This is a genomic window from Streptomyces sp. NPDC006385 (assembly GCF_040612485.1).
GTDB lineage: Bacteria > Actinomycetota > Actinomycetes > Streptomycetales > Streptomycetaceae > Streptomyces.
This window is the reverse complement of the sequence record NZ_JBEXQG010000018.1, coordinates 21942-44824: the sequence shown is the minus strand read 5'-3', so window position 1 is coordinate 44824 and position 22883 is coordinate 21942. Positions and strand designations below refer to the sequence as shown.

Genomic DNA, 22883 nt, shown 5'->3' with positions numbered 1-22883 from the left:
AGCGGACCCAGGCCCACGCCCCAGTGGACACCGAACAGCCACCCTCACTAGGCACAGGCCGGCCACAACCGTAGTGGCCCCAAGCCGCCCACCCCCGGGTACCGACCGGCTCAGCGCGGCTCCCGTACCACCGCCGTCTCCCCGGCCGGGACGCTGACCGCGCCCGGCAACGCCTTGCCCGTGAGCAGTTCCGTGGCGTCGGGGGCGACCGCGACATGGGCGGGACGGTCGGTGTGGTTGATCAGGAAGAGGTAGTCGGCGTCCCGGCCCCGGCGCAGGACCGCCTCCACACCGGGCGCGGTCTCGCGCACCGGCTCGACACCCGCCTCCGTGCGGACGCGGTGCAGGAGCGCGGCGAGGGTGTCCGGGTCCGGCAGGGTGGCCAGGTACCACGTCACGCCCTCGCCGAGTGCGTGCCGGGTCACCGCCGGTACGCCGGTCAGCGGGCCGGTCGTGTAAGAGGTGATCGACTCGGCGCCGGCCAGGCGCACCCGCTCCGACCACAGGGTGCCGCTGCCGCCTCCGTCGAGGCCCACCGACTCTCCCGGCAGCAGCGGGAACAGCTCGTCGGTGCGGACGCCGAGCGCCTCCCGGAACGCGCCCGGGTAACCACCCAGCCGCACATGGCAGTTCTCGTCGACCGCGCCGCTGTGGAAGCCGACCGCCAGCGTGCCGCCCCGCTCGGCGAAGCCCGTCAGGTTCGCCGCGCTCTCGTCGTCCACCAGGTACAGGCTGGGGGCGAGGACCATGCGGTAGGCGGACAGGTCCGCGTCCGGGCGGACGAAGTCCACCGCGACGCCCGCCCGCCACAGCGGCTCGTACCAGGCGCGGACCAGGTCCTGGAAGCGCAGCTCGCCGCTCGGTTGCGAGGGGAGTTCCATCGCCCAGCGGGCGTTCCAGTCCCAGACGATCGCCACCTCGGCCGTGCCGACGCTGCCGCGCACCTCGGCCAACGCCCGCAGATCCGCGCCCAGTCGGACGACGTCCCGCCAGATCTGGCTGTCGGTGCCCGCATGCGGGAGCATCGCCGAGTGCCACTGTTCGGCACCGGCCTTCGCCGCCCGCCACTGGAAGTAGGCGATGCCGTCCGCGCCCCGGGCGACATGGGCCAACGCGTTCCGCCGCAGCTCGCCAGGGCCCTTCGCCCTGTTCACGGGCTGCCAGTTCACCGCGCCCGTGGAGTGCTCCATCAGCAGCCAGGGGCCGCCCGCGAGGGAACGGACCAGGTCACCGCTGAGCGCGACGTCGATCTCGGACTCGGGGTCGGCCGACTGGAGATAGTGGTCGTTGGAGACGATGTCCAGCTTCGGGGCCCAGCGCCAGTAGTCCAGCGCGTCGAAGGCGTGCATCACCATGAAGTTGGTGGTGGCGGGGATGGCCGGGGCCGCCTCCAGCAGCACCTCGCGCTCCGCCTCGTACAGCGACAGCAGCTCGTCGCTGCAGAAGCGGCGCCAGTCCAGCTGGTGGGTGGGGTTCGGGACGGCGCCGGTGGGGCGGGGCGGGAGGATCTCCTCCCAGTCGTAGTACCACTGGCTCCAGAAGCGCGTGCCCCAGGCGTCGTTCAGGGCGGTCAGGTCGTCCGCGTAACGCCGCCGCAGCCAGCGCCGGAAGGCGGCCGCGCTCTCGTCGCAGTAGCACTCCGCGTTGTGGCAGCCGTACTCGTTGTGGACGTGCCACATCGCCAGCGCCGGATGGCCCGCGTACCGTCCGGCCAGCGCCCGAGCCATCCGCAGGGCGGCCTCGCGGTACGCCGGGCTGCTCGGGCAGAAGGTCTGGCGGCTGCCGTACGACAGTCCCCTGCCGTCCCTGTCCACGGGCAGTGCCTCGGGGTGGGCGCGGAAGAACCACGCCGGGGGCGCCGCCGTCGGGGTCGCGAGGTCGGCCGCGATGCCGTGGGCGTGCAGCAGGTCGAGGACGCGGTCGAGCAGGGAGAAGTCGTACGCGCCCTCCTTCGGCTCCAGCAGCGCCCAGGAGAAGATGCCGACGCTGACCATGGTGACCCCGGCCTCGCGCATCAGGCGCATGTCCTCGGCCCAGACCTCCTCGGGCCACTGCTCGGGGTTGTAGTCGCCGCCGTAGGCGATGCCGGGGACGGACAGTTCGCGCTTCATCGGGCCACTCCCCCGAGGAGACGGCGGGTCGTGGTCACGCCCCACTCGTCCAGGGACAGCAGGCGGTCGCTGGACGCCATCAGGCCCCCGGTCGCCTCGACATGGGCGGCCCACTCCTCCCGGGTCTCCACCGCCGGGCGCGCCATCAGGCAGTCGGGGTCGTTGATCCAGAGGCGCCCGTGCTGCCACTGGCGGCCGACGCCCGTGAACTCGGCGGGAGCCTGGCCGGGCTGGCTGTAGTCGTCGTCCTCGGGGCGGCGGTGCGGCGCCGTGTCGGGGCTGACCCGCATCGCGTCGAACAGGCCGATGGACGCCAGCAGGGGCGCCCCGCAGCCCAGCAGGTAGGCGTCCGCGCCGATCGCCTCACGGATCAGGCCGATGCCCGCCCGGTAGGCCGCCAGCGCGTCCACGTCCGTGTCGTGCCGTACGCCGTCCAGGGCGCCCGCGTAGAGGAAGTCGACCTTGAAGTAGTCGTAGCCCTCGGCGCGCAGCGTCCGGAAGACCTCCGTCAGATACGCCGCCGCCTCGGGGTGCGTGGTGTCCAGGACGCGCAGGTCGTGGCCCCAGTTGCGGCCCGCGTGCGCGAAGCCGCCCTCGGTGTCGCGGACCAGCCACTCGGGGTGCTCGGTGGCCAGGTCGCTCGCCGGGTCGACCAGGAAGGGGGCCGTCCAGATGCCGGCGCGACGGCCCCGCGCCCGGATCGCGTCCGCGACGCCCGCGCGGGAGCGGAAGCGGCCGGAGAGGGTGAGCCAGTCGCCGAGGGCCTTCTGGTAGCCGTCGTCGATCTGGACGACGTCGATGGGCAGGTCGAGGGTCTCCATCGCACGCAGGTTCTCGTGGATGTCGTCCTCGGTGACGTCGGTGAAGTACTCGTACCAGGAGCACCACACCGTCGGCGCCGGGCGGGGGGTGGGCAGGTGGAGGCTGTCGGCCCAGTCGGCCAGCGCGGACTGGATGGTGGCGCCCGTCCACTCCTTCACCGGGCCGTCCGCGCCGACCTCCGCCCGGCCGTCCGTCACGTCCAGCCGGATGGAGGGGACCTCACGCGTCGGGTTCACCGCCGCCCACAGGCGCACCGGTGAGCCGTCGCCCGGATCGAGTGCGAGCAGGCCCTCGCCCTGGAAGACGCCCTCGGGGACGGTGACGCCGGGGCGGTAACAGACCGTCGCCCAGTTGGCGTTGGTCGGGCGGTACGGCTTGTCGCCGAGGGCGTAGGCGCCGGTGGGGCTCCAGGACTGCCAGCCCTCCTCGTGGACGCGGGCCTTGGCCTCGTCCACGGGCAGGGACGCGACGGGGGTGAAGGGGTGGTGCACGGGGGTTCTCTTTCGAACGGGGCCGAGGAACGGGGTGGTGGTCAGCCCTTGTTGGCGCCCAGGGTGAGGCCGCTGACGAACTGGCGCTGGAGCAGGAAGTACACGATCAGGACCGGGACGGCGGTGATCAGGGCGCCGGCGGCGATCAGGTTGGGGTCGGTGAAGTACTGCCCGGAGAGGTTGTTCAGCGCCGAGGTGATCGGCATGTTCTCGCCGGTCGAGATCAGTACGAGGGCCCAGAAGAAGTCGTTGTAGATCCAGATGGACAGCAGCGTCGCCAGGGCCGCCATCGCAGGCTTGCACAGCGGCAGGGTGATCTGCCAGTACAGCCGCCACACCGACGCGCCGTCGACCAGCGCCGCCTCGGTCAGCTCGTGCGGCAGCATCTTCATGTAGTTGCTCAGCACGAACGCGCAGAATCCCGACTGGAACGCGACATGGATCAGCACCAGGCCGAGCGCGGAGTCGTACAGCTTGCCGCTCATCGTGATGCCGGGCAGGTCGACGAGCAGGTACAGGCGGTACAGCGGGGTGATGATGACCTGCTGCGGCAGCAGGTTGCCCGCGGTGAAGACCAGCAGCAGGAACAGGTTGACGCGGAAGTCGAAGCGGCTGACGTAGAAGGCGACCATCGACGACAGGAACAGCGTCAGCAGCACGGCCGGCACCGCGATCAGCATGGTGTTGCCGAAGTAGTGCGCCATGTCCGACTGCGTGAACGCGTTCGTGAAGTTCTCGAACGTCAGCTTGTCGGGCCAGGAGACGTAGCCCTTCTCGGACGTCTCGGCGTACGGCCGCAGGGCCGCGTAGACGGCCCAGAGCAGCGGGGCGAGCCAGGCCAGCGCCATGGACGCGAGGAAGACGTGCAGCAGGATCCGGGCCGGGCGGACGGGGGTGCGCTTCTTGACTGCGAGGGCCGTGCTCATGCGCGCCGCTCCTTCCGGAAGGTGGCCACCAGATACGGGATGATCACCACGAGGGAGATCAGCAGCAGGACGACGGCGATCGCGGAGCCGTATCCGATGCGGCTGGACTCGCCGATGATGTTGTTGGTGACCAGGATCGAGAGCAGTTCGGTGCCCTCGGCGCCCTTGTTGAAGACGAAGACCAGGTCGAAGGCGCGCAGGGCCTCGATGATGGTGACGACCAGGACGATGGTGTTCGTCGGGCGCAGGGTGGGGAAGATGACGTTCTTGAACGTCTGCCACTCACCGGCCCCGTCCAGCGCGGACGCCTCCCGCAGCGCGGGGTCGACGCCCTTGAGGCCGGCCAGGTACAGGATCATCATGTAGCCGGTGTGGCGCCAGGACGCGGCGACGAGGATCGCCCACAGGTTGAGGTCCGGGTCGCCGATCCAGTCGATGTACTTGCCGGGCTCGTTGGCCCCGATCAGGCTGTTGATCAGGCCCGTGTCGGGGTTGTAGACGAGCTGCCAGACGAAGCCGATGACGGCCATCGACAGCACGACCGGCAGGAAGAACGCGGTCTGGTAGACGCGGCTGAAGCGGATCTTCTTGTCCAGCTGCACGGCCAGGAACAGGCCCAGCGGTGTCGGGATCAGGATCAGGACCACGAACCAGACGACGTTGTGCTCGACGGCCGGCCAGAACTGCGGGTTGTTGGTGAACAGTTCGCGGAAGTTGTCCAGCCCGACCCACTTGATGGTGTCGAAGCCGATGCCGTCCCAGGTGGTGAACGCCAGCCCGATCGAGGCCATGGCGGTGACCCAGACGAGGGCCACGTGCAGGATCGTCGGCAGCCCGGCCATCAGGCCGAGCGTGAGCCGGTCACGGCGGGTCAGCAGGCGCTTGTGCCCCTGCGGGACCCGCTTGTCGTCGGACGCGGTGCCCGGAGGCGGCACGGCGGCCGCCTCCGAGGATTTCGTGGGGGTGTTGGTCGTCATCTGGATCAGCCGGACGCGAAGATCGTCTTCTTCTGGCGCTCGATCGACGAGAGCATGCTGTCGACCTGCTTGGGGTCACGGATGAACTTCTGCAGCGCGGGCTGCATCACCGTGGAGGTGAAGTCCGGCCGGCTGTCGCGGTCCATGAACTGCGTCAGGGACTTGGCGCCGGAGATCATCTCGTACGCCTTCTTCTGCAGGGGGCTGTAGGAGGAGGTGTCGGCCTTGGTGGAGGCGGCGACGACGTTCGGGTCGGACTTGAGGTAGATCTCCTCGGCGGCCGGGGAGCCCAGGTACTCCAGCAGCTTCACGGCACCGGCCTTGTTCTTCGGGGCCTTGGAGAGCATGAAGCCGTCGGTGGGCGCCTCGACGGTGTCCTGGCCGTACGCCGGGTCGATCTCCGGGAAGGCGAAGAAGTCGAGGTCCTCGCGGTCGGCCGCGTTGGTGAACTGCTGGCCCACGAAGGTGCCCAGCAGGTACATGCCGGCCTTCTTCGACGCGAGCGTCTGGGCGGCGTCCTGCCAGGTGCGGCCCACGGCGCCGTCCTGGTGGTAGGGAAGGATCTCCGTCCACAGGTCGAAGACCTTGCGCACCTTGGCGTCGGTCCAGGAGGCCTTGCCGGCCATCAGCTCGACGTGGAAGTCGTAGCCGTTGGCGCGGAAGTTGATCTGGTCGAAGGTGCCGAGCGCGGGCCAGGCGTCCTTGTCGCCGAAGGCGATCGGGACGAGCCCGTCCTTCTTCATCTGCTTGCACAGGGCGACGAAGTCGTCCCACTTCGTGGGGACTTCATAGCCCTTCTCCTTGAAGACACTCTTCCGGTAGAAGACCGCCCACGGGTACGTGTACAGCGGTACGAAGTAGTACTTGCCGTCCTCGCCCTTGCTGAGCGCCTTCATCGCCTCGGGGAAGTTGCCCCCGATGGTCTTCCACACGTCGTCGATCGGCGTGGCCAGTCCCTTGGCCGCGAAGAACTGCATGCGGTAGCCGGCGAACCAGTTGAACACGTCGTCCGGCGTGCCCTGCAGATACGAGTTGATCTGCTCCTGGAAGGTGTTGTGGTCCTTGGTGTTCACGTCGACCGTGAGCCCGGACTGCTTCTTGAACGCCGCGTAGATGTCGGCGAACGCCTTCTTCGGCACCGCGTCCGACGCGTTGGAACCGACCGTGACGGTCTTCGGGTCGCTCGCGGAGCCCCCGCCGCCACAGGCACTGAGCAGCGGGATGCCCGCGCCGAGCAGCGCGGCGCCGCCGACACCGCGCAGCAGGGTGCGACGGCTGGGCGAGGGCAGGGAGAGACCGGAGGGGGAGAGGTCGTGCATCTACGGCTCCTGAGGGCAGGGTTCGATCATGAGGGTTGGCTCGCCGAAGTCCGTCGCAATCGATCAGAAATCAACTTGACCGAACACGGTGGCGCAATAACACCCGTTTGTCAGGTCATGCGTCAAGGGGTGTCGATCGCCGTTTCGGAAACGTGACTGACATCTCGAACCGGCCATCGACACCGCCGGTGATCGAACTCGCGGTCCTAGCGCACGACCACGGTCGTGGTCTCGCTCACCTGGTCGACCTCGGACGTCCGCACGGTCACCTTCATCTCCCAGGTGCCGGCGAGGGGCAGGTTGAGGAAGCTGTTGCCCCAGTAGCCGCCCTTGTCGGTGAGCTCGGCGTCGAGGGGGCCGATGTCCTTGGCCGGGAGCGTGAAGGAGACCCGCAGCTCGGGGACGACGGACACACCGCCGTCGGGTCCGTAGACGAGGGCCTCGATGGAGTTGTCGCCGACCCGGCCCGGATCCAGGGTGATCTGCACCTTGCCGCGGCCCCCGGGCGTGCCGACGTCGAAGGGCACGTCGGTGACGGAGGCACCGACCACGGCGGGCGCCCCGGCGGCGGCCTCGGCCTCCGCCCGTCCGGGCAGGGTGCTGGTGAGCAGCGTGGTGACAGCCAGCACCGCCGCACCCACGGCGACCTCGACGAGGACGGAGCGGCGCAGGGCCTGGCGGTGCGGGTCCGTGGGCGGCGGTACGTCGGTTCGTGGCGGGTCGGTCTGCGGCAGGTCGGCCCGTGACTGCTCGTTCTGCGGCAGGTCGGCCCGTGACTGCGCGTTCTGCGGCAGGTCAGCCCGCGACTGCGCGTTCTGCGGCAGGTCGGCCCGCGACTGCCCGTTCTGCGGCGGACCCCCGACCATCTCCGGGACCCTCTCCTCCACGACCGCCCGCGCGCCGACCGCCGCCAGCCGTGCCGTCCAGCGGCGGGACAGGGCCGCCGCGCCGAGGAGCAGGACCACCGCGGCCAGCTTCAGGGTCAGGAGCCTGCCGTACGCCGTGCCGGTGAGCGCGTCCCAGGAGCCGAGGCCCCGCCAGGACTGGTAGACGCCGGTGACGACCAGGACGGTCACGGAAGCGAAGGCCAGGCGCGAGAAGCGGGCCACCGCGGCCGGCGTCAGGTGCCCGCGGTACAGCGTGCCCAGCAGGGCCGTGAGGCCGCCCAGCCACACCGCCGTGGCCAGCAGGTGCAGCGCCGAGGACGTCATCGCGGCGGGCACCTGGATGCCCGCGGAGGCGTGCTCGCCGGCGGCCCAGGTCACGGCGAGGCCCACGGCGAGGGCGGCGCCGGACCAGCCGTAGGGCTTGCGGCGCCTGGACAGCTGTACGAGATAGACGGCGACCACCGGCAACAGGGCCAGCCGCGCCAGCAGGACCATGCCCGGGCGGCTGGTCAGGGTGCGGGTGAGGGAGTCGACGCCCAGGGCCCCCAGGGGCCCCTCACCCGTCTCGTACGGGGCGCGCAGCACCAGCAGGGCGAGGGTGGCGGCGAGGAGCGTCCACCAGCCGGTCCGCAGCAGCCTGGCGAGCAACGGGGTGTCCGGTGGGCGGCAGACCGCCATGAACGTCGCCGTGCCGATCAGCAGGGTCGCGGCGAGGTAGGCCAGATAGCGGGCGATGGTGTAGAGGCTCTTGGTCACCGGGTCCTCGGTGGGACCCGTGTCCACGGTGGCCGTGGTCAGGGAGCGTTCGCCGACGGAGAAGGTGAACGCGCCGGAGACCGGGTGGCTGTCGGCCGACACCACCCGCCAGGCGACGGTGTACGTCCCCTGGTCCAGCTTCGCGGGCAACGTCACCCGGGCCGTGTCGCCGCTGCCCTGCGCGTGCCGCGGCTCGCCCGTGCGCAGGCGGCGGCCGTCGGGGTCGAGGACGCGGAAGGAGTCGTCGAGCAGACCGACGGACTCCGTGAAGGTCAGGGTGAGGTGACGGGGGGCGGACTTGAGGAGGCTTCCGTCCTCGGGGTCGGTGGCGCGGAGGGCCGCGTGGGCCGAGGCGGGGCCTGTACCGCCGAGGAGGAACAGGACCAGCAGGGTGCCCAGCAGCACCAGCCTTGGAAGTCGCCGCCGCCCTCGACGCCCTTGCCGTCCGCCATCACACCTCACGCCACTTCTCCGTCGTCGCCCGTGCCACCTCGCGCTTACATACGGATGCGGGGCGTTCCGCGCTCACCCGGGTCACCCGCACATCTCGAACCAGAGCAGCTTCCCGGCACGACGGTCGAACGGGCCGTCGCCGAGGGCCACGCCGCCCCAGCAGTCGGCGTATTCCTGCACGGCGCCCGTACGCGAGGCTGGTGGGAGGAGTACCGCGACAACCTGCCTTCCGGGCTCCTCGATCTGGCGGAACTCGAATACCACGCCACGGCGATCCGCGTGGCCGTCACCGTGCACATGCCGGGGCTGCTCCAGACCTCGGAGCACGCCCGCGCCACGATGCGGGAAGCCGTTCCACCTCTACGTCCGTATGAGATCGAGCACCGCGTCTCCTACCGCGTGAAGCGCCAGGCCATCCTGTTCGAGGGCAACCCCACCCCCTACACGGCCATCGTCCACGAGGCAGCCCTGCGCATGGGCTTCGGCGGCACGGATGTCGCCCGTGCCCAGCTGCGGCACCTACGGGGCAACCCATCACGTGCGCGATCGGCCCTGTCCCACAGCTCGACACAGTGGTCCTGGACACCGACCATGGCTGCGAGTTCCTGGACGCAGAGGCTCAGTTGGACCGCTACCGCTCCGTACTGGACCGCATGGAGTCCCGCGCTCTTTCCGAGCCCGAATCCCGAGACCTGATCCACCGCCTCGCCGCCGAACTCTGAGGAACCCGCCATGTCCGAACTCACCTGGCAGAAGTCCACGTACAGCGCGGAAGCCGCCAACTGCGTGGAGATAGCCACCACCCCGACCACCATCCACGTCCGCGACTCCAAGAACCCGACCGGCCCCCACCTCACGCTCCGGCCCACGACATGGTCAGGCTTCATCTCACACACGATGGCCGCGAAGCTGTAATTCGCGCGCAAGTTCTCGCAAGTTCCTGTCGTCTCTCCGTCGTTGGGCACAAGATCGAGCCCGGACGCCCCACAACAAAGGCGGTGGCCGTGCCGACCTTGAGGACCGGCTGCGGCGCTGCGCCCGTTCCGCCGTCCATCTGGAGATCCGCGACGGGTAGATACGCTCGGACCCCAGATTCGCGGCCCGGCAGAACGGTGTCCGCAACCATCCCGCGGAGAGCGACCCGAAGCGCCGGCCATGGCTACCGCCTCCGCGATCCCCACCTCCAGTCGGCACTCCTGGCCAGCTCCCGCCCACGCAGGTCGGCTCGGCCTACCTGGTCTTCACGGCCGTGGACACCAACGGCAAGCAGCCGTCCGTACCGCCCAAGATCCCACGGGTGCGGTACGGACGGATGCGACCACGGTCGAGCCACGGCTCCATCGGGATTACGGCAGGTTGCGCCCATCACGATGCACTGAACCTGGTTCACCCAGCGTGATCTTTATGCGAGTACGCGCATAGTGGCGTTCCTGCATGGACGACCGTCGGCTCCCCTCATACCGTCGTGATCGGTGGGCCCAACCAGGGCCAGAAACGAGGGGGTTCATAGCCATGGCTCGTGAGGAACTGACCCGGCTTACCGGCAACGGCAACGGCACTTGCGGCGGTGAGGACTGCCCGAACGTCTACCGAACCGCGAGCGGCTCACTCGTCGTCCAGGGGAGCGTTTCAGAAGCCTTCACGCCACCGTCTGGCGAGGCCCTGGTGGAGATCCCGGAAGAAGTACTCAGGGAGGCCGTACATGTTCTTGGATGGTGACGAGTGGAGTCGTCGGTTCGCGGAGATCGAACAAGAGGCGTGGCGGCTTGAGACCCTGCCGCAGTATCTCGTGCCGCAGGAGGCGGAAGAGTTCGCAGCCTTCCGTGAGGGACGGCCACTGCCCCCGTACACGGCTTCCGCATACACAGAGCGCGTCTCACGTCAGCGCGCCGAGGGGAAGTACCACGGCCGAGTGCACATCGTGACACAACCGCTCTCTGACTATCTAAGATTCGAGTTCCGCTACTACGCGGTCCATGTCCGTGCGGGGGACGACATTCGCATTCTCGACGTAACCAATCGACCTAACCCTCTTGAGGGAGTTCCGGACTTCTGGATGTTCGACCGCAGAGAAGTCGTCCTCATGCACTATGAGGACGACGGCAGGCAGATCAACCGCGAGGTCTTCGAGGGAGATGTGTCTCCGTTCATCGAATACCAGCGGATCGCAGTGGCCGAGTCGGTCCCCTTCGAGGAGTACGTGAACGGTGGCCATAGAGCCTGACCAGCTTGACCAGTCGGGTCTGGAACTGGCAGCCATGCTCAAGCAGCTTCGCAAACAAGCCGGACTCTCAGGGGTCCGGCTTGCTGCGCGCTGCCATATGTCTCAATCGAAGATCAGCCGAATCGAAGGAAACAAACTCGGGCTGGACAGGAAGCAACTTGAACTCGCCGGGCTGGAGGCCGCCACCTCAGAATTCCGGTACTTTCTTCTATCCATGACCACGGGCCTGCTGGCGACGCCGGACTACATCAGAGAAAGCATCGCGTACGCTCCGCCGAAGCAGCAGGCAAAGACAGTCAGCCTGAAGCTTGAACGGCAGGCTGTGCTGCTCGATCGCTCCAAGCGCTTCACATTCCTCCTCACCGAGCAAGCCGTCAGATACCCACTGGTGTCACCAGACGCTATGGCCATGCAGATTGATCGGCTGGCCTCGCTCGCCCTGCAGGCAAACATTCGAATCGGCGTGCTGCCAATGGCTGTGAAGTTCAGCAATACCCCGCTAAGCACCTTCACCGTTTACGACGACCGCCTGGCAACCATTGAGACAGACCTTGGTGCGGCCGTCTTTCGAGACCCAAAAGACGTTCGTTCACTCCTCGACCGGTTCACCAGTTACGAGGGACATGCCCTCTTCGGCGACGAGGCACGAGGGTTGCTGAGCGAGTGGGCGTGGTCATTCCGTGAATGATCTTTATTCGACGACGCGAATACTCGGTGACGCCGCCAAGGAGCTGATCAACAAGGCGCTGGTCTTCTGGAGTACCGAATGAGCGCGGGTAACGTAAGCAGGGCTGAAGAAACCCGGACTGCCCGGGCCGGGCTTGTTCCGGCCGACGTGGTTGCGGCAGGTTCCGGGCCGTCACGACACGCTGGAGGCTCCCCCATCCTGATCACCGGACGAGTCAGGAAGGCGGCTGCGCCTGGGCGTCGGGGTGGAGGTAGCCGTAAGCGGCGGGGGCGGACGTAGCTGCTGCCGAGGGCGAATAGCGGCCGTTGCTGCGACTCCAGTCGTAATTCCCCCGGATCCAGCAGCGCAGGGATTCGACGTAGCGCGTGACGTCGGTGCGCTGGGCCTGAGTCAGGGCAAGCGCGCCGCAGAGTTCGGGGATCTGAGCCCTGAGGGTGAGGAACCGGTCGACGATGCGGTCATGGAGAGCGCGCACGACGTCCAGGGCCAGGTCACGGCCGTAGGAGTACTCCGCCATCAGGCAGGTCACCAGGTTCGGATCGCCGCGGGCCTCATCGGCGTCGAGTGAGTAGAAGTCGTTGACGATGAGGATCGAATCACCGGCGCACAGCCGCAGGGATTCAAGGTGGGTGCTGTGCCAGACCAGGGGCGGAATCTCTAGGTGGGCGACCCGTTCGGCAAGGTCGAAGCTGGGACGTACGCCTCCCGAGCTTCGATGGCTGTGCATGCGCTGCTCGGCATCCGGGCGGGTGCCGGCCCGCCGGTCGGCCTCTTCGGTCAGGTTGCCTTCCAAGTAGTCCAGCCAGTTGGCGGCAGCCCGCCATCGGTACCGCTGGGACATGCCGTGTGCCTGTCTGCGCCAGCAGTCGGCGAACGCCACCACGACCGGTGCGGCGCCATGGGCGGGGTCGGCGCCCGGTGGCTGATGCAGCAGGTCGATCAGCTGCTCGCACGCGGTGATCGCCGCAGTGGGCACGGTGCCGTGCGGAACGTCGAACTGGTCGTCGAAGAGGAAGAACCAGCCCATGACGTCGAAAGCGAGATCCAGGTCCTCACCGACCGCGTCGGGGAAGGTGTAGGCCGACAGCTCGGCGACTTGAGAGAACAGGTAGCGCCGGGCCATCTCTTCGCTGGTGATCAGCTGATGACGGCGTGCCCAGGCCAGATTGCGGTCCCGGGCGCCGATCCGGTCGGGGCTGACGGGGTGGGCCGGGATCGGCATGGCAAAGGAGAGTTCCTGCGGCATGGGCGGAGCTCCAGGGGATTACTCGAACGGGGCCCAACAGGCCCGGCGCCCACGACGGTTCGACCCGCGGCGCGGCCGGACCGCGCATGTGCGCGCTACGGCGCGAACGGTGCGCTCGTAGCCCTCAGCTCTATTGACACTCAATCCCCGTGCCACGGCAAGCGTTTTCGCACGCCACACCTCCCGCGCCCGGAGCAGGCTTCCCCCGGAGGGCCCCCGGAGAGCCGCCGGAGAGCTCCCGGAGAACCGGACGGCTGTCGGCGGGCTCGTGAAACCGGCCCGGGTCACCACGCGGCCCGCGCCGACATCCCGCCATCCACCACCAGGTCGTGGCCCGTGATCCAGGACGCCAGCCCCGACGCCAGGAACACGCACGCGTCCCCCACGTCCTGCGGTCGCCCGAGCCGCCCCACGGGAGCCGCCGCACGCCATCTGCGCACCCCCTCCGGCCACGCCTCCCCCAGCCCGTCCCGGTCGATCAGCCCGGGTGACACCGTGTTGACGCGGATTCCGAGACACCCGTACTCCAGGGCCGCCGCCCGGGCGTGCATCACCACCGCCGCCTTCGACGCGGAGTAGTGGGCGTGCAGGGGTGCCGGATGCGACGCCTCGATGGAGGCGATGTGCGTCACCGAGCCGCCCCCGTCCTGCCCCCGCATGACCTCGACCGCGGCCTGCGTGCACGCGAAGACGCTCGACAGGTTGGTGTCCACGACCGCCCGCCACTGCGCCACCGTCATCCCGGCCAGTTCCCGCGTCGGTTGCACACCCGCGTTGTTGACCAGCGCCGTCAACCGTCCGCCACCCCACTCGGCGGCCCCGGCGACCAGCCGCCGGCACGCGTCCTCGTCGGTCAGGTCGGCCCGCAGCACGAGGGCCCGGCCGCCCAGCCCCCGGATGCGCCGCGCCACCTCGTCCGCCGCGTCCACCCCCGTACGGCAGTGCAGCACGACCGCCGCGCCCTCCTCGGCGAACCGCGTCGCGATCCCGCGCCCGATGCCCCCGCCCGCCCCCGTGACCAGGGCGACCTGTCCTTCGAGGAGTCCGCTCATGGGCGGCACAGTGCCGCGATCCGGGCGGCTTCGGCGGGATAGCGCGCCGTCAGCTCCGCCAAGTCGCCGTGCTCGTAGTCCTCGTAGGTGAAGCCCGGCGCCATCGTGCAGCCGAAGAACGTCCAGGACCCGCCCGCCACCACCCGCGCGCCCATCCAGGTCCCGGCGGGGACGGTGAGCTGGACGTGCTGGCCGTGCAGTATGTCGGGGCCGAGGACGGCGGTGCGGGACGTGCCGTCGTGGGCGAGGAGCAGCATCTCCAAGGGGTCGCCCAGGTAGAAGTGCCAGACTTCGTCGGACGGAAGACGGTGCAGGGCCGAGTGGTCGTCGGCGGTGAGCAGGGCGACGATCGCGGTGCCCTGCGGCCGCCCGTCGGGCAGCTCGGGTCCCGTCCAGGTACGACGGAACAGTCCGCCCTCGCGCGGGATCGGCTCCAGCACGTAGTGCGCGACGAGTTCTTCAGGGGTCACTCCGGGAAGGCTACTCCCTGCTGAGGAAGGCGAGTTGGGCGCGCTTCTGCGGGATGTGCACGTCCGGCAGGTCGACCTCCGGCAGCACGACCCGCGGACCCGCCGTGAAGCCCTGCTTCAGGAAGCGGGCGACGGCCTTGGCGTTGCGCACGTCGGGGTCGACGACGACCCGTCGGCGGTCCAGGGTGCCGAAGACGTACGCCGTCATGACGGTCAGCAGCGCCGACGTCCAGCCGGGCCGCGCGCCCCCGCGGCCGGCCGGCGCGAGCAGCAGGTGGACGCCGATGTCGCCGGGGCGCACGTCGTAGCACTCGCCGACACGGTCGGCCTCCGGCTCGTACGTCTGCAGGAGCGCGACCGGCTCGGCGTCCCGTACGACGAGGAAGGCGTGATGGGTGTCGAGGGTGTCCATATGGGCGTAGATCTCGGCCACCTGGTCCTTGGTCAGGCCGTTCATGCCCCAGAAGGCGGCCCGTTCCTCACTGACCCACCCGTGGATCACCTCGGCGTCCCCGTACGGGTCGAGGGGCAGGACGCGGACGGTGCCGAAGCCGTCGACGGCCTGCTCGTGGAGGGGTTCACGGACGGCGGCGCGGTGGGCCGCGGGCTGCTCAGACATCGGTTTCCTCGGTGAGCCGGGTGAAATCGGTGACGACCGGAACCAGCTCTCCCCGGATCCACAGGGGAAGCTGGTCGCGGTGGTGGGGTGAGCCGGGGACGCCGCAGGCGCCGAGCGGGACCACCCAGCGGCTGGCCTCGCGGTCGGCCAGGTCCCAGACGTAACGGGCGGCCGGGCCGCGGGCGCTCAGATCGGTGAGGCCGGGCACGGCGGAGGTGCACAGCACGCAGTCGTGGTCGCCGGACAGGCCGGGTTCGTCGTACGACGTGTCGGCGGGCAGGGCTCGCCAGGGGGCTAGGCGGTGGGTGTCGCCCCAGGTTCGGCGGGTTGCCGCGGACTGTCCGGCTGATTGTCCTGCAGACTGCCCGACTGGCTGTCCTGCAGACTGCCCGGCTGACTGTCCGGCTGACTGCCCTGCAGACTGCCCGGCGGCCGCCCCGGCCACCTCCTCGACCGCCGCGCGTACGGCCTCGGCGCGGTCGATGCCGTACAACTCCTCGGCGCGCAGCAGGTGTTCGAGGGCGAACCCGACGCGCGGGAGCAGAGCCAGCCAGGGGAGGAAGACCTCCGGGTAGGCGGGTGGGGTGGACAGCGCGGCGAAGGCGGGGTGGGCGGCGAGCCGGCGTACGACCGCGCCGCGGACCGCCGCGTAGACGGCGGCGGCCTCGCTGTCCGCATCCATGTGGCGGTCCCAGGCCAGCAGTGTCTGCCGGACGCGGTCGGCCTCGGGGGTGAGGGCGTCGAGGGCGCCCAGGATGTCCAGCAGGGGTTTCGCCGAGGCCAGTCGGGTGTCCATGTGGATCGCCGGCATGTCGGCGGCCGACCAGTGGTCCTTCTCGCCGAGCAGGGCCGTGATGCGGTCGGCGCGATGGGGCGGGGCGAACTCGACGCCGAGCGGGGCGGCGAGGCCGCGCTGGTTGGCCATGGCGGCGACGCCGTCGGTGAGCCCGCCGCGGGGCGTCTCGTGCCAGCCGTGCCAGTCGTGGCCGGGCTCCCAGGCGGGCACCAGCCGGGTGCGGTTGGCCTCCGAGCGCACCGGCACCTTCCCGGCGACCCGGTGCAGCAGACCGCCCTCGGTGTCGGCGGCCTGGACGACGTTGACGGGCTCGGCCCACAGGTCGACGGCACGGTCGACGTCGGCGACCCGGCGGGCGCGCAGCAGCGGGAGGAGGGCTCCGAAGCCGAGGTCGGCGGTGACGCGGGGCGGGTGGCGGAGGGCCAGGGCGAGGGGCGGGGCGAGGGGCGGGGCGAGGGGCGGGGTGTGGTCGTCCCGGGCGTCGGCGAGGCCACCGGAGAAACCTTCCTGCAGGTCGGGGAGACCTTCCGGCCCTCCGATGATCACCGGCCCGCGTTCGGTCTCGATCACCTCGATCTCGACCGGCTCCTCCCCCGCCACCTCCACGACCTCGGTGTGCCGCGTCGCACGCCGCCACACCCCGTCCGGACCCAGGGCCTCCACCCCCGCCCCCGTACGCCGCAGACGCTCCCGGTACAGGTCCTGGTAGTCGGCCATGGCGTTGGTGATGGCCCAGGCGACCGTGCCGGTGTGGCCGAAGTGGGCGATGCCCGGGACGCCGGGGACGGCGAGGCCGACGACGTCGAACTCCGGGCAGGAGAGGTGGATCTGCTGGTAGACGCCGGGGTCCTCGATGAAGCGGTGCGGGTCACCGGCGATGATCGCGTGCCCGGTGACGGTCCGCTCGCCGCTCACCAGCCAGCCGTTGCTGCCGGAGGTGCCGGGGCCGTCGGTGGCGAACAACCCGACCGCGTCGGCGCCGAGATGCCGTACGACCTGCTCGCGCCAGAGCTTGGCCGGGAAGCCCGCGAAGAGGATGTGGATGCCGAGCCAGACGCCGAGCGGGGTCCAGGGCTCCCAACGGCCGGGCGCGAGCCCGGTCCTCGCGAACTCCGGAGTGCGGCGGGCACCTTCGGCCAGGGCCTCGTTCACCCCGTCGACGTACGCCCGCACCCACGCCGCCGTCTCGGGGTCCCGTCTCTCCAGCTCGGCGAAGCAGCGTCTCGCGGTGTCGTCGAGTCGGGCCCGTCTGACGAAGCGGTCCCAGGGCAGGGCCTCGGCGCCGAGGAAGGACGCGGACGTACCCTGGGCCCGGTGCCGCTCCACCTCCAGCTGCCAGGCACGGTCGAGGGCGGTGACACGGCCCTGCACACGGGCGAGTTCGTTCACCCCGTCCGCGCGGAGATGCGGAATGCCCCAGGCATCACGGAAGATCTCGCCGGTCACCTGTGCCCCTCCTTTGCTTTAGGTTAGCCTTGCCTAAGTAATTGGTGCAGGAATCGTACGTGAAGGGTGAAGACGCCATGGGGCAGGGGCACGGCTGGGAGGGCGCGGTCCTGAAGCTGCTGCGCGCCAAGGACTTCGTGTTCACGGTGACGGGCGCCGAGGACGTCACCGAGCACTACCGCCGCGTCCACCTCACGGACGGCGGCATGCTGGCGGTGACCGGCGTCCACCCGACCATGTGGGTCCGCCTCTGGTTCGACAACGCGGGCAAGCCCCACCAGCGCGCCTACACCCTGGTCGACCCGGACCCGGTGGCCGGCACCTTCAGCCTGGAGTTCGCCCTGCACGAGGGCCGCGCCAGCGACTGGGCGCGCACCGCGAAGCCCGGCGACACCATCGAGGCGACCGTCCACGGCACGGGCTTCTCCGACCCCGACCCCGCCCCCTCCCACGTCTTCGCGGTCGCCGACACCGCCTCCCTCCCCGCCCTCAACTCCCTGCTCACCGCCCTGGACGGGGCCCCGGCGACGGTGTGGTTCGAGGGCGAGAGGGACGGCCTGCCCTTCCGCGCCGAGGACTCCCGCCACGACGTCCGCACCCTGCCGCGCCGCGACGCCGGCGCCCACCTGGTCGCCCAGGTGAAGCAGGCGCTGCCCGACCTGCTCAAGGGCACCCCGGACCCGTACGTCTGGATCGCCTGCGACACGGCGACGACCCGGGCCCTCACCTCGTACGTCCGCAAGGACCTGGGCGTGCCGAAGCAGCGGGTGAACGCGCTCGGGTACTGGCGGCCCTGACCCGGCGTCGAGGACCGTACGACTTTCCGAGGGCCGTACAACCATTCCCATGACTCATGCGTCGAGTGGGACATCCGTTGCACGAGTCGAGGAGTCCCGTTGCGCAGAGCAGTCACGGCGGCAGCCGTGCTCACCGCGTCCGTCGCCGTCACGCTCACCCCCGTGACATCGTCCGCCGCCGCCCCCTACAAGGGCGCCAACACGTCGGCCGTCCAGGACGACTTCAACGGCGACGGCTACCGCGACCTGGCCGTCGGGGCGCCGGGCGCCGCCAACGGCACGGTCGAGGAGGCCGGTTCGGTCGTGGTGCTCTACGGCTCGGCGTCCTCGGTGAGCACCACCCGCCGCACGGTCATCACCCAGGCGACCACCGGGATCCCCGGTACCGCCGAGGAGTCCGACCGCTTCGGCAGGACGGTGGCAAGCGCCGACCTGGACCGGGACGGCTACGCCGACCTGCTCGTCGGCGCCCCGGGCGAGGATGTCGGTGATGCCGAGTCGCGGGGCTCGGTGACCGTGGTGTGGGGCGGTCCGAACGGGCTGACGGGCGGCGCGAACATCGCCCCTCCGGCCGGGTACGGCGAGGGCAGGATCTACTGCCGCTTCGGCATGTCCATCGCCGCCGGCGACATGAACGGCGACGGCGCCCCGGAGGTCGGCATCGGCTCGGGCTGCAACATCGCGTCCTACAGCGGCCCCTTCACCCGCACCGGCCAGGCCGCCTCCCGCTATCTGGAGTGGCGGGAGAACGCCCGTGGCGTGGTGATGGGCGACGTGAACGGCGACGGCAAGGCGGAGCGCTTCTACCTGGCCGGCCCCACCGACGGCGACATCCGCGGACCGGTGACCCTCGACGCCGGCGCCCCCGGCTCCGACGACCCCTTCGTCAACCAGGGCGTCGAACTGCCGTACGCCGACGGCCACGCGGGTCAGATCGGCGACGTCAACGGCGACGGCTACGGCGACCTCGTCACCGGTGTCGCGGGCGACGACTCCCACTTCAACGCGCCCACCCCGGCGGCCCGACGCGGCGGCGAGATCCAGGTCCTCTACGGCAGCGCCCAGGGCATCACCGCCGAGCAGAAGCCGAAGGTCTTCCACCAGGACACGGCCGGCGTCCCCGGCAGCGCCGAGTGGGGCGACTGGTTCGGCCAGTCCCTGAGCATCGGCGACGTCGACGCCGACGGGTACGCCGACGTCCTCGTCGGCGCCCCCGAGGAGGCCATCGGGTCGCGCGCCTCGGCGGGCACCGCCGTCCTGCTGCGCGGCTCCGCCGCCGGCCTGACCACCGCCAAGGCGGCCGGCTACACCCAGGACACGGCGGGTGTGCCGGGCTCCGCCGAGACGGGCGACCAGTTCGGCGCGGCCGTCCACCTCGCCGACCTCAACAAGGACGGCAGGGCCGAGACGGTGGTCGGCGCACCCGGCGAGAACACCGACGGCTGCGTCTGGGTCGCCCGCGGCGCGGCCTCCGGCCCGGTCACCAGCGGCTCGGTCAACCTGTGCGGCAAGAGTGCCGGCATCACGGTCCGGGGCATGGACGCCGGCTTCGGCGCCGCGCTCACCAGCCCTCACGTGGAGATGTGACGCAGGCCACGGCATGATCGGGGTCATGGACGTCACCCTTCACCTCGCCCAGGACCCCGAGGCCGACGCACTCCTCGGCCGCAGTCCGCTCGCCGCGCTGGTCGGCATGCTGCTGGACCAGCAGGTTCCGATGGAGTGGGCGTTCAAGGGGCCGCGCACGATCGCCGACCGGCTCGGCGCGGACGACCTGGACGCGCACGACATCGCCGCGCAGGACCCGGACGCCTTCGCCTCCCTGCTCTCGCAGAAGCCGGCCGTGCACCGCTACCCGGGCTCCATGGCCAAGCGGATCCAGCAGCTGTGCCAGTACCTCGTCGAGCACTACGACGGTGACGCCGAGCTCGTCTGGAAGGGCGTCGGCGACGGACGGGAGCTGCTGCGCCGGCTGGAGGAGCTGCCCGGCTTCGGCAAGCAGAAGGCGCAGATCTTCCTGGCGCTGCTGGGCAAGCGGCTGGGCGTACGGCCCAAGGGGTGGCAGGAGGCCGCGGGCGCCTACGGCGAGCCGAAGTCCTTCCGCTCGGTCGCCGACATCACCGGACCCGAGTCGCTGGCCAAGGTGCGGGCGCACAAACAGGAGATGAAGGCGGCGGCCAAGGCGGCGAAGGCGGCCCGCGAGTAGCGTCCGGCGTCAGTCGAGTGGCCCGTCCCGGATGGCGGGGCGGGCGGCCTCGTTCCCAGCATGGAGCATGACCGAGGCACCGACCGGCTCGCCCGGGGGCCGGGACTACGACGACCGCCGGGTCCATGCCGGCCATCCGCACGGGCCCCGGACCTTCCGCGAGCCGGGGACACGCCACGAACCCGAACCGCCCTTCGAGGGCCCCCTGTACGCCCTCTCCCGCGCCGCCTGGCAGATCGTCCTGCTCACCGGTGTCGCCTCCCTGGTCCTCGGCGTCCTCATGCTGGCCCGGCCGGGCGCCTCACTCTTCGCCTCCGGTGTCCTCTTCGGCCTCTACCTCCTGATCAGCGGCGCCTTCCAGCTGGTCGCCGCCTTCGGTACGCACCGGACGACCTCGCTGCGCGTGCTGGCGTTCGTCAGCGGCGCCCTGTCGGTCCTCCTCGGCCTGCTCTGCTTCCGCCGCCCGATGCAGTCCGTCCTGCTGCTCGCCCTGTGGATCGGCATCGGCTGGCTCGTCCGCGGCATCACCCAGACCCTGGCCGCCGCCTCCGACACGTCCATGCCGGCCCGCGGCTGGCAGATCCTCCTCGGCGTCGTCACCTTGGTCGGCGGGATCGTGCTGATCGACTCCCCGATTCGGTCGGTCACCGTGCTCACGCTGCTCGGCGGAGGGTGGCTGGTGGGGGTCGGCGTCGTCGAGATCGTCACCGGCATCCGGATACGGGAGCGGGCCCGGCAGGTCCCGCACGCGCTGTGATACGCGCCGCGCATCCCTACGCCGTGCGGGCGGATCTCACCTCCGACGCGATGACCGCCGTACGGTCGCCGGGGAGATGACCTTCCGTGAGCACCGCGCGAAGCCTCCCGCGCAGCCGTGCCTGGCTGCGGGTCCTCGTGCTGCTGCTCGCCCTGCTCGTGCCGGGCGCCCACACCCAGGCGCACGCCGTGCCCGTCGTGGCCGGTGCCCTCGGCGAGGCCGCCGAGCACGACGTCCTCGACACGGTCCTGCGGCCACCGGCCCGCGCGGACCGGCGCGGCACCGCGGCGCTGCGTCCCGCACCCCTGCCCAGGCCCGCGCCCCCGCCCGGCGTCCCGGTACGCCTCACGCGCCCCGCGCCGCCGCTGCCGCCGTACCTCCCGCCCACCCTCCGCACTGTGGTCCTGCGCTGCTGACCGACCCCGCGACGAGGTCAGTCAGGACGACACGAGGAGCACAGTCATGCCCACCGACCACTACGCCGTCCTGCGCGCCCTGCTGCGCGCGGAGGCCGCTCGCAACGCCCCGAAGCCGCAGGTGAAGCAGGAAAAGCCACAACAGCCCCCGAAGGAACGCCGGCACGGCTGACCCCGCGGCGGCGGAGGCGGGCCCCCACGGGCACTCCCGCCTCCGCCGCACCGCCCCGAAACACCTGCACGCCGGCCCCGGCACCCCCCTGGGGGACGCCCCTGGGGGACGCCCCTGGAACACGAGCTGAAGACGAGCTCCCACCGGCCAACGCCCTCGCGAGAACGGCGACGACCACCGCACACCCGGCCACCCCACCCGGTCGCCGCCCCGAACCGCGGGCAGGCCATGGAAGCAGCCGGCCCTGGACAGAGGGCGCGGTTGTCGCTGGGCGGACACGGGAGACCCGCAAGACCGACCGCGGCCCAAGATCCGATGCCCGCGCCGTCCGCCCGGCCCACTGCCGCGCACGTTCAACGGACCCGACGAGTTCCACGGCGCCGTACACCGCCCGGCCCCGCGCATGGCCCCCGGCCACTCACGCCACTCCACCGGCCGGACGCCCTCATGCGCGCCCGCTCCGCCCCCGGCCACTGCTCCAGCCCGATCCCCACCGGCACCCCTCCACCCACGCCTCGCCGCCCCGGACGCCCCGGTCCCGGTCCGCCCCCGTCCGGTCCCCACCCGCCTCCGTCCCCCACACCCCCGACCGCGCCCCGCGCCGACTTCTGCTGACGTGGGTTCGGGTCCGCGCCGCCATTTCCGCGCCGCCATTACGGTCCGGTCCCGCGCGCTGTCGAATCCTTCGGGCCCTCCGACATCCGGTCGTCCGACATGTGTTCGGTTCGGCCCGAGCCGCCACGTACGGGTTCCGTTCAAGCCCGTTCCGGGTTCCGATCCGGACGCGGTTCCCTCGCCTCACGGCGATTCACCCCGTTTCGCCCCTGCTTTTCCGGCGTCGCACTCCGTCGCCATGGCTGCGCCCGGAACGTCTTGACCGGTAGGCTTTCCGTGTGATCTTCAAGCGCATCGGAAACGGCCGGCCGTACCCCGACCACGGCCGGGAAAGCACCCGGCAGTGGGCGGACGTCGCGCCGCGCCCGGTCCGCCTCGATCAGCTCGTGACGACCAAGGGGCAGCTCGATCTGGAAACCCTGCTCGCCGAGGACTCCACGTTCTACGGCGACCTCTTCGCGCACGTCGTGAAGTGGCAGGGCGACCTGTACCTCGAGGACGGCCTCCACCGCGCCGTGCGCGCGGCGCTGCAGCAGCGTCAGGTGCTGCACGCGAGAGTCCTGGAACTGGACTGACCGGGGCCGGCACCCCGCCCGTCAAGCTGTTGGCCCTTTCGGGTTGGACTGAGCGGCATCTG

General features: G+C 70.7%; 22 protein-coding genes and 2 pseudogenes. 13 read left to right on the top strand and 11 right to left on the bottom strand.

Annotated elements, in window-relative coordinates; translation table 11 throughout:
- Positions 1 to 110: 110 nt before the first annotated feature.
- From ABZ078_RS16660 to ABZ078_RS16635, 6 genes are all read right to left on the bottom strand, one after another.
- On the bottom strand, positions 111 to 2111 hold the full coding sequence (locus ABZ078_RS16660; RefSeq protein ID WP_356575845.1) for a beta-galactosidase: 2001 nt from the start codon (positions 2109 to 2111) through the stop codon (positions 111 to 113).
- Complete coding sequence (locus ABZ078_RS16655; RefSeq protein WP_356575843.1) at positions 2108 to 3424, bottom strand: glycoside hydrolase family 36 protein; 1317 nt, start codon at positions 3422 to 3424, stop codon at positions 2108 to 2110. Before ABZ078_RS16655 ends, ABZ078_RS16660 begins: the two co-directional genes overlap by 4 nt.
- Positions 3425 to 3465: 41 nt before the next feature.
- Positions 3466 to 4350, bottom strand: a complete 885-nt coding sequence (locus tag ABZ078_RS16650) for a carbohydrate ABC transporter permease (protein ID WP_356575841.1) — start codon at positions 4348 to 4350, stop codon at positions 3466 to 3468.
- Positions 4347 to 5327, bottom strand: coding sequence for a sugar ABC transporter permease (locus ABZ078_RS16645; protein ID WP_356575839.1), 981 nt, complete (start codon positions 5325 to 5327; stop codon positions 4347 to 4349). The genes ABZ078_RS16650 and ABZ078_RS16645 overlap by 4 nt, the downstream gene beginning before the upstream one ends.
- A gap of 5 nt (positions 5328 to 5332) precedes the next feature.
- Positions 5333 to 6646, bottom strand: a complete 1314-nt coding sequence (locus ABZ078_RS16640) for an ABC transporter substrate-binding protein (RefSeq protein ID WP_356575837.1) — start codon at positions 6644 to 6646, stop codon at positions 5333 to 5335.
- Between the two features lie 206 nt (positions 6647 to 6852).
- Positions 6853 to 8694, bottom strand: coding sequence for a copper resistance protein CopC (locus ABZ078_RS16635; protein WP_356575836.1), 1842 nt, complete (start codon positions 8692 to 8694; stop codon positions 6853 to 6855).
- A gap of 102 nt (positions 8695 to 8796) precedes the next feature.
- Between ABZ078_RS16635 and ABZ078_RS16630 the strand changes: the two are divergent.
- The 6 genes and pseudogenes from ABZ078_RS16630 (at position 8797) to ABZ078_RS16605 (ending at position 11654) form a co-directional block, all read left to right on the top strand.
- A pseudogene (locus ABZ078_RS16630) lies at positions 8797 to 9464 on the top strand (DUF5753 domain-containing protein).
- 10 nt (positions 9465 to 9474) lie between these two features.
- Positions 9475 to 9657 (top strand): DUF397 domain-containing protein, encoded by a 183-nt coding sequence (locus ABZ078_RS16625; protein WP_356575834.1) that lies wholly within the window; start codon positions 9475 to 9477, stop codon positions 9655 to 9657.
- A gap of 292 nt (positions 9658 to 9949) precedes the next feature.
- Positions 9950 to 10036, top strand: a pseudogene (locus tag ABZ078_RS16620) (acyl-CoA thioesterase); the annotation flags it as partial.
- Positions 10037 to 10254: 218 nt separating this feature from the next.
- The gene (locus ABZ078_RS16615; protein ID WP_356575832.1) at positions 10255 to 10461 is read left to right on the top strand and encodes a hypothetical protein; all 207 of its coding nucleotides are present in this window, start codon (positions 10255 to 10257) and stop codon (positions 10459 to 10461) included.
- Complete coding sequence (locus ABZ078_RS16610; protein ID WP_356575830.1) at positions 10445 to 10966, top strand: DUF6879 family protein; 522 nt, start codon at positions 10445 to 10447, stop codon at positions 10964 to 10966. The genes ABZ078_RS16615 and ABZ078_RS16610 overlap by 17 nt, the downstream gene beginning before the upstream one ends.
- Positions 10950 to 11654: a helix-turn-helix transcriptional regulator gene (locus ABZ078_RS16605; RefSeq protein WP_356575828.1), complete on the top strand. Its 705-nt coding sequence runs from the start codon at positions 10950 to 10952 to the stop codon at positions 11652 to 11654. Before ABZ078_RS16610 ends, ABZ078_RS16605 begins: the two co-directional genes overlap by 17 nt.
- Positions 11655 to 11868: 214 nt before the next feature.
- Here ABZ078_RS16605 and ABZ078_RS16600 read toward each other — a convergent pair whose 3' ends face one another.
- The 5 genes from ABZ078_RS16600 to ABZ078_RS16580 all read right to left on the bottom strand — a co-directional run bounded on the left by ABZ078_RS16600 (position 11869) and on the right by ABZ078_RS16580 (position 17283).
- Entirely contained in the window at positions 11869 to 12900 is a 1032-nt protein-coding gene (locus ABZ078_RS16600; protein WP_356575826.1) for a pentalenene synthase, read from the bottom strand.
- 284 nt (positions 12901 to 13184) lie between these two features.
- Positions 13185 to 13952: an SDR family NAD(P)-dependent oxidoreductase gene (locus ABZ078_RS16595; RefSeq protein WP_356575825.1), complete on the bottom strand. Its 768-nt coding sequence runs from the start codon at positions 13950 to 13952 to the stop codon at positions 13185 to 13187.
- Positions 13949 to 14422, bottom strand: coding sequence for a cupin domain-containing protein (locus tag ABZ078_RS16590; protein WP_356575823.1), 474 nt, complete (start codon positions 14420 to 14422; stop codon positions 13949 to 13951). Before ABZ078_RS16590 ends, ABZ078_RS16595 begins: the two co-directional genes overlap by 4 nt.
- 10 nt (positions 14423 to 14432) lie before the next feature.
- Positions 14433 to 15041, bottom strand: a complete 609-nt coding sequence (locus ABZ078_RS16585) for a GNAT family N-acetyltransferase (protein ID WP_356575821.1) — start codon at positions 15039 to 15041, stop codon at positions 14433 to 14435.
- Positions 15034 to 17283 (bottom strand): penicillin acylase family protein, encoded by a 2250-nt coding sequence (locus tag ABZ078_RS16580; protein WP_356575819.1) that lies wholly within the window; start codon positions 17281 to 17283, stop codon positions 15034 to 15036. Before ABZ078_RS16580 ends, ABZ078_RS16585 begins: the two co-directional genes overlap by 8 nt.
- 77 nt (positions 17284 to 17360) lie before the next feature.
- Here ABZ078_RS16580 and ABZ078_RS16575 point away from each other — a divergent pair, with 77 nt between their 5' ends.
- The 7 genes from ABZ078_RS16575 (at position 17361) to ABZ078_RS16545 (ending at position 22821) form a co-directional block, all read left to right on the top strand.
- On the top strand, positions 17361 to 18080 hold the full coding sequence (locus ABZ078_RS16575) for a siderophore-interacting protein (protein WP_356575985.1): 720 nt from the start codon (positions 17361 to 17363) through the stop codon (positions 18078 to 18080).
- 99 nt (positions 18081 to 18179) lie between these two features.
- Positions 18180 to 19667 (top strand): FG-GAP-like repeat-containing protein, encoded by a 1488-nt coding sequence (locus tag ABZ078_RS16570; RefSeq protein ID WP_356575818.1) that lies wholly within the window; start codon positions 18180 to 18182, stop codon positions 19665 to 19667.
- 25 nt (positions 19668 to 19692) lie between these two features.
- A complete protein-coding gene (locus tag ABZ078_RS16565; protein ID WP_356575816.1) occupies positions 19693 to 20286 on the top strand; it encodes an HhH-GPD-type base excision DNA repair protein in 594 nt (197 codons plus the stop codon).
- A 67-nt stretch (positions 20287 to 20353) separates the two neighbouring features.
- Complete coding sequence (locus ABZ078_RS16560) at positions 20354 to 21043, top strand: HdeD family acid-resistance protein (RefSeq protein WP_356575814.1); 690 nt, start codon at positions 20354 to 20356, stop codon at positions 21041 to 21043.
- 86 nt (positions 21044 to 21129) lie between these two features.
- Complete coding sequence (locus tag ABZ078_RS16555) at positions 21130 to 21459, top strand: hypothetical protein (RefSeq protein ID WP_356575812.1); 330 nt, start codon at positions 21130 to 21132, stop codon at positions 21457 to 21459.
- Between the two features lie 46 nt (positions 21460 to 21505).
- Positions 21506 to 21631, top strand: coding sequence for a hypothetical protein (locus ABZ078_RS16550; protein ID WP_356575811.1), 126 nt, complete (start codon positions 21506 to 21508; stop codon positions 21629 to 21631).
- Positions 21632 to 22524: 893 nt separating this feature from the next.
- Positions 22525 to 22821: a type II toxin-antitoxin system VapB family antitoxin gene (locus ABZ078_RS16545; protein WP_003999914.1), complete on the top strand. Its 297-nt coding sequence runs from the start codon at positions 22525 to 22527 to the stop codon at positions 22819 to 22821.
- Positions 22822 to 22883: the final 62 nt, after the last annotated feature.

Excerpts from the sequence above, each read along its gene's own strand:
- ABZ078_RS16645 (WP_356575839.1), bottom strand. The coding sequence starts at position 5,327 with ATGACGACCAACACCCCCACGAAATCCTCGGAGGCGGCCGCCGTGCCG.
- ABZ078_RS16660 (WP_356575845.1), bottom strand. The coding sequence starts at position 2,111 with ATGAAGCGCGAACTGTCCGTCCCCGGCATCGCCTACGGCGGCGACTAC.
- ABZ078_RS16550 (WP_356575811.1), top strand. The coding sequence starts at position 21,506 with ATGCCCACCGACCACTACGCCGTCCTGCGCGCCCTGCTGCGCGCGGAG.
- ABZ078_RS16610 (WP_356575830.1), top strand. The coding sequence starts at position 10,445 with ATGTTCTTGGATGGTGACGAGTGGAGTCGTCGGTTCGCGGAGATCGAA.
- ABZ078_RS16560 (WP_356575814.1), top strand. The coding sequence starts at position 20,354 with ATGACCGAGGCACCGACCGGCTCGCCCGGGGGCCGGGACTACGACGAC.
- ABZ078_RS16650 (WP_356575841.1), bottom strand. The coding sequence starts at position 4,350 with ATGAGCACGGCCCTCGCAGTCAAGAAGCGCACCCCCGTCCGCCCGGCC.
- ABZ078_RS16625 (WP_356575834.1), top strand. The coding sequence starts at position 9,475 with ATGTCCGAACTCACCTGGCAGAAGTCCACGTACAGCGCGGAAGCCGCC.
- ABZ078_RS16585 (WP_356575821.1), bottom strand. The coding sequence starts at position 15,041 with ATGTCTGAGCAGCCCGCGGCCCACCGCGCCGCCGTCCGTGAACCCCTC.
- ABZ078_RS16575 (WP_356575985.1), top strand. The coding sequence starts at position 17,361 with ATGGGGCAGGGGCACGGCTGGGAGGGCGCGGTCCTGAAGCTGCTGCGC.
- ABZ078_RS16595 (WP_356575825.1), bottom strand. The coding sequence starts at position 13,952 with ATGAGCGGACTCCTCGAAGGACAGGTCGCCCTGGTCACGGGGGCGGGC.
- ABZ078_RS16565 (WP_356575816.1), top strand. The coding sequence starts at position 19,693 with ATGGACGTCACCCTTCACCTCGCCCAGGACCCCGAGGCCGACGCACTC.
- ABZ078_RS16615 (WP_356575832.1), top strand. The coding sequence starts at position 10,255 with ATGGCTCGTGAGGAACTGACCCGGCTTACCGGCAACGGCAACGGCACT.
- ABZ078_RS16600 (WP_356575826.1), bottom strand. The coding sequence starts at position 12,900 with ATGCCGCAGGAACTCTCCTTTGCCATGCCGATCCCGGCCCACCCCGTC.
- ABZ078_RS16640 (WP_356575837.1), bottom strand. The coding sequence starts at position 6,646 with ATGCACGACCTCTCCCCCTCCGGTCTCTCCCTGCCCTCGCCCAGCCGT.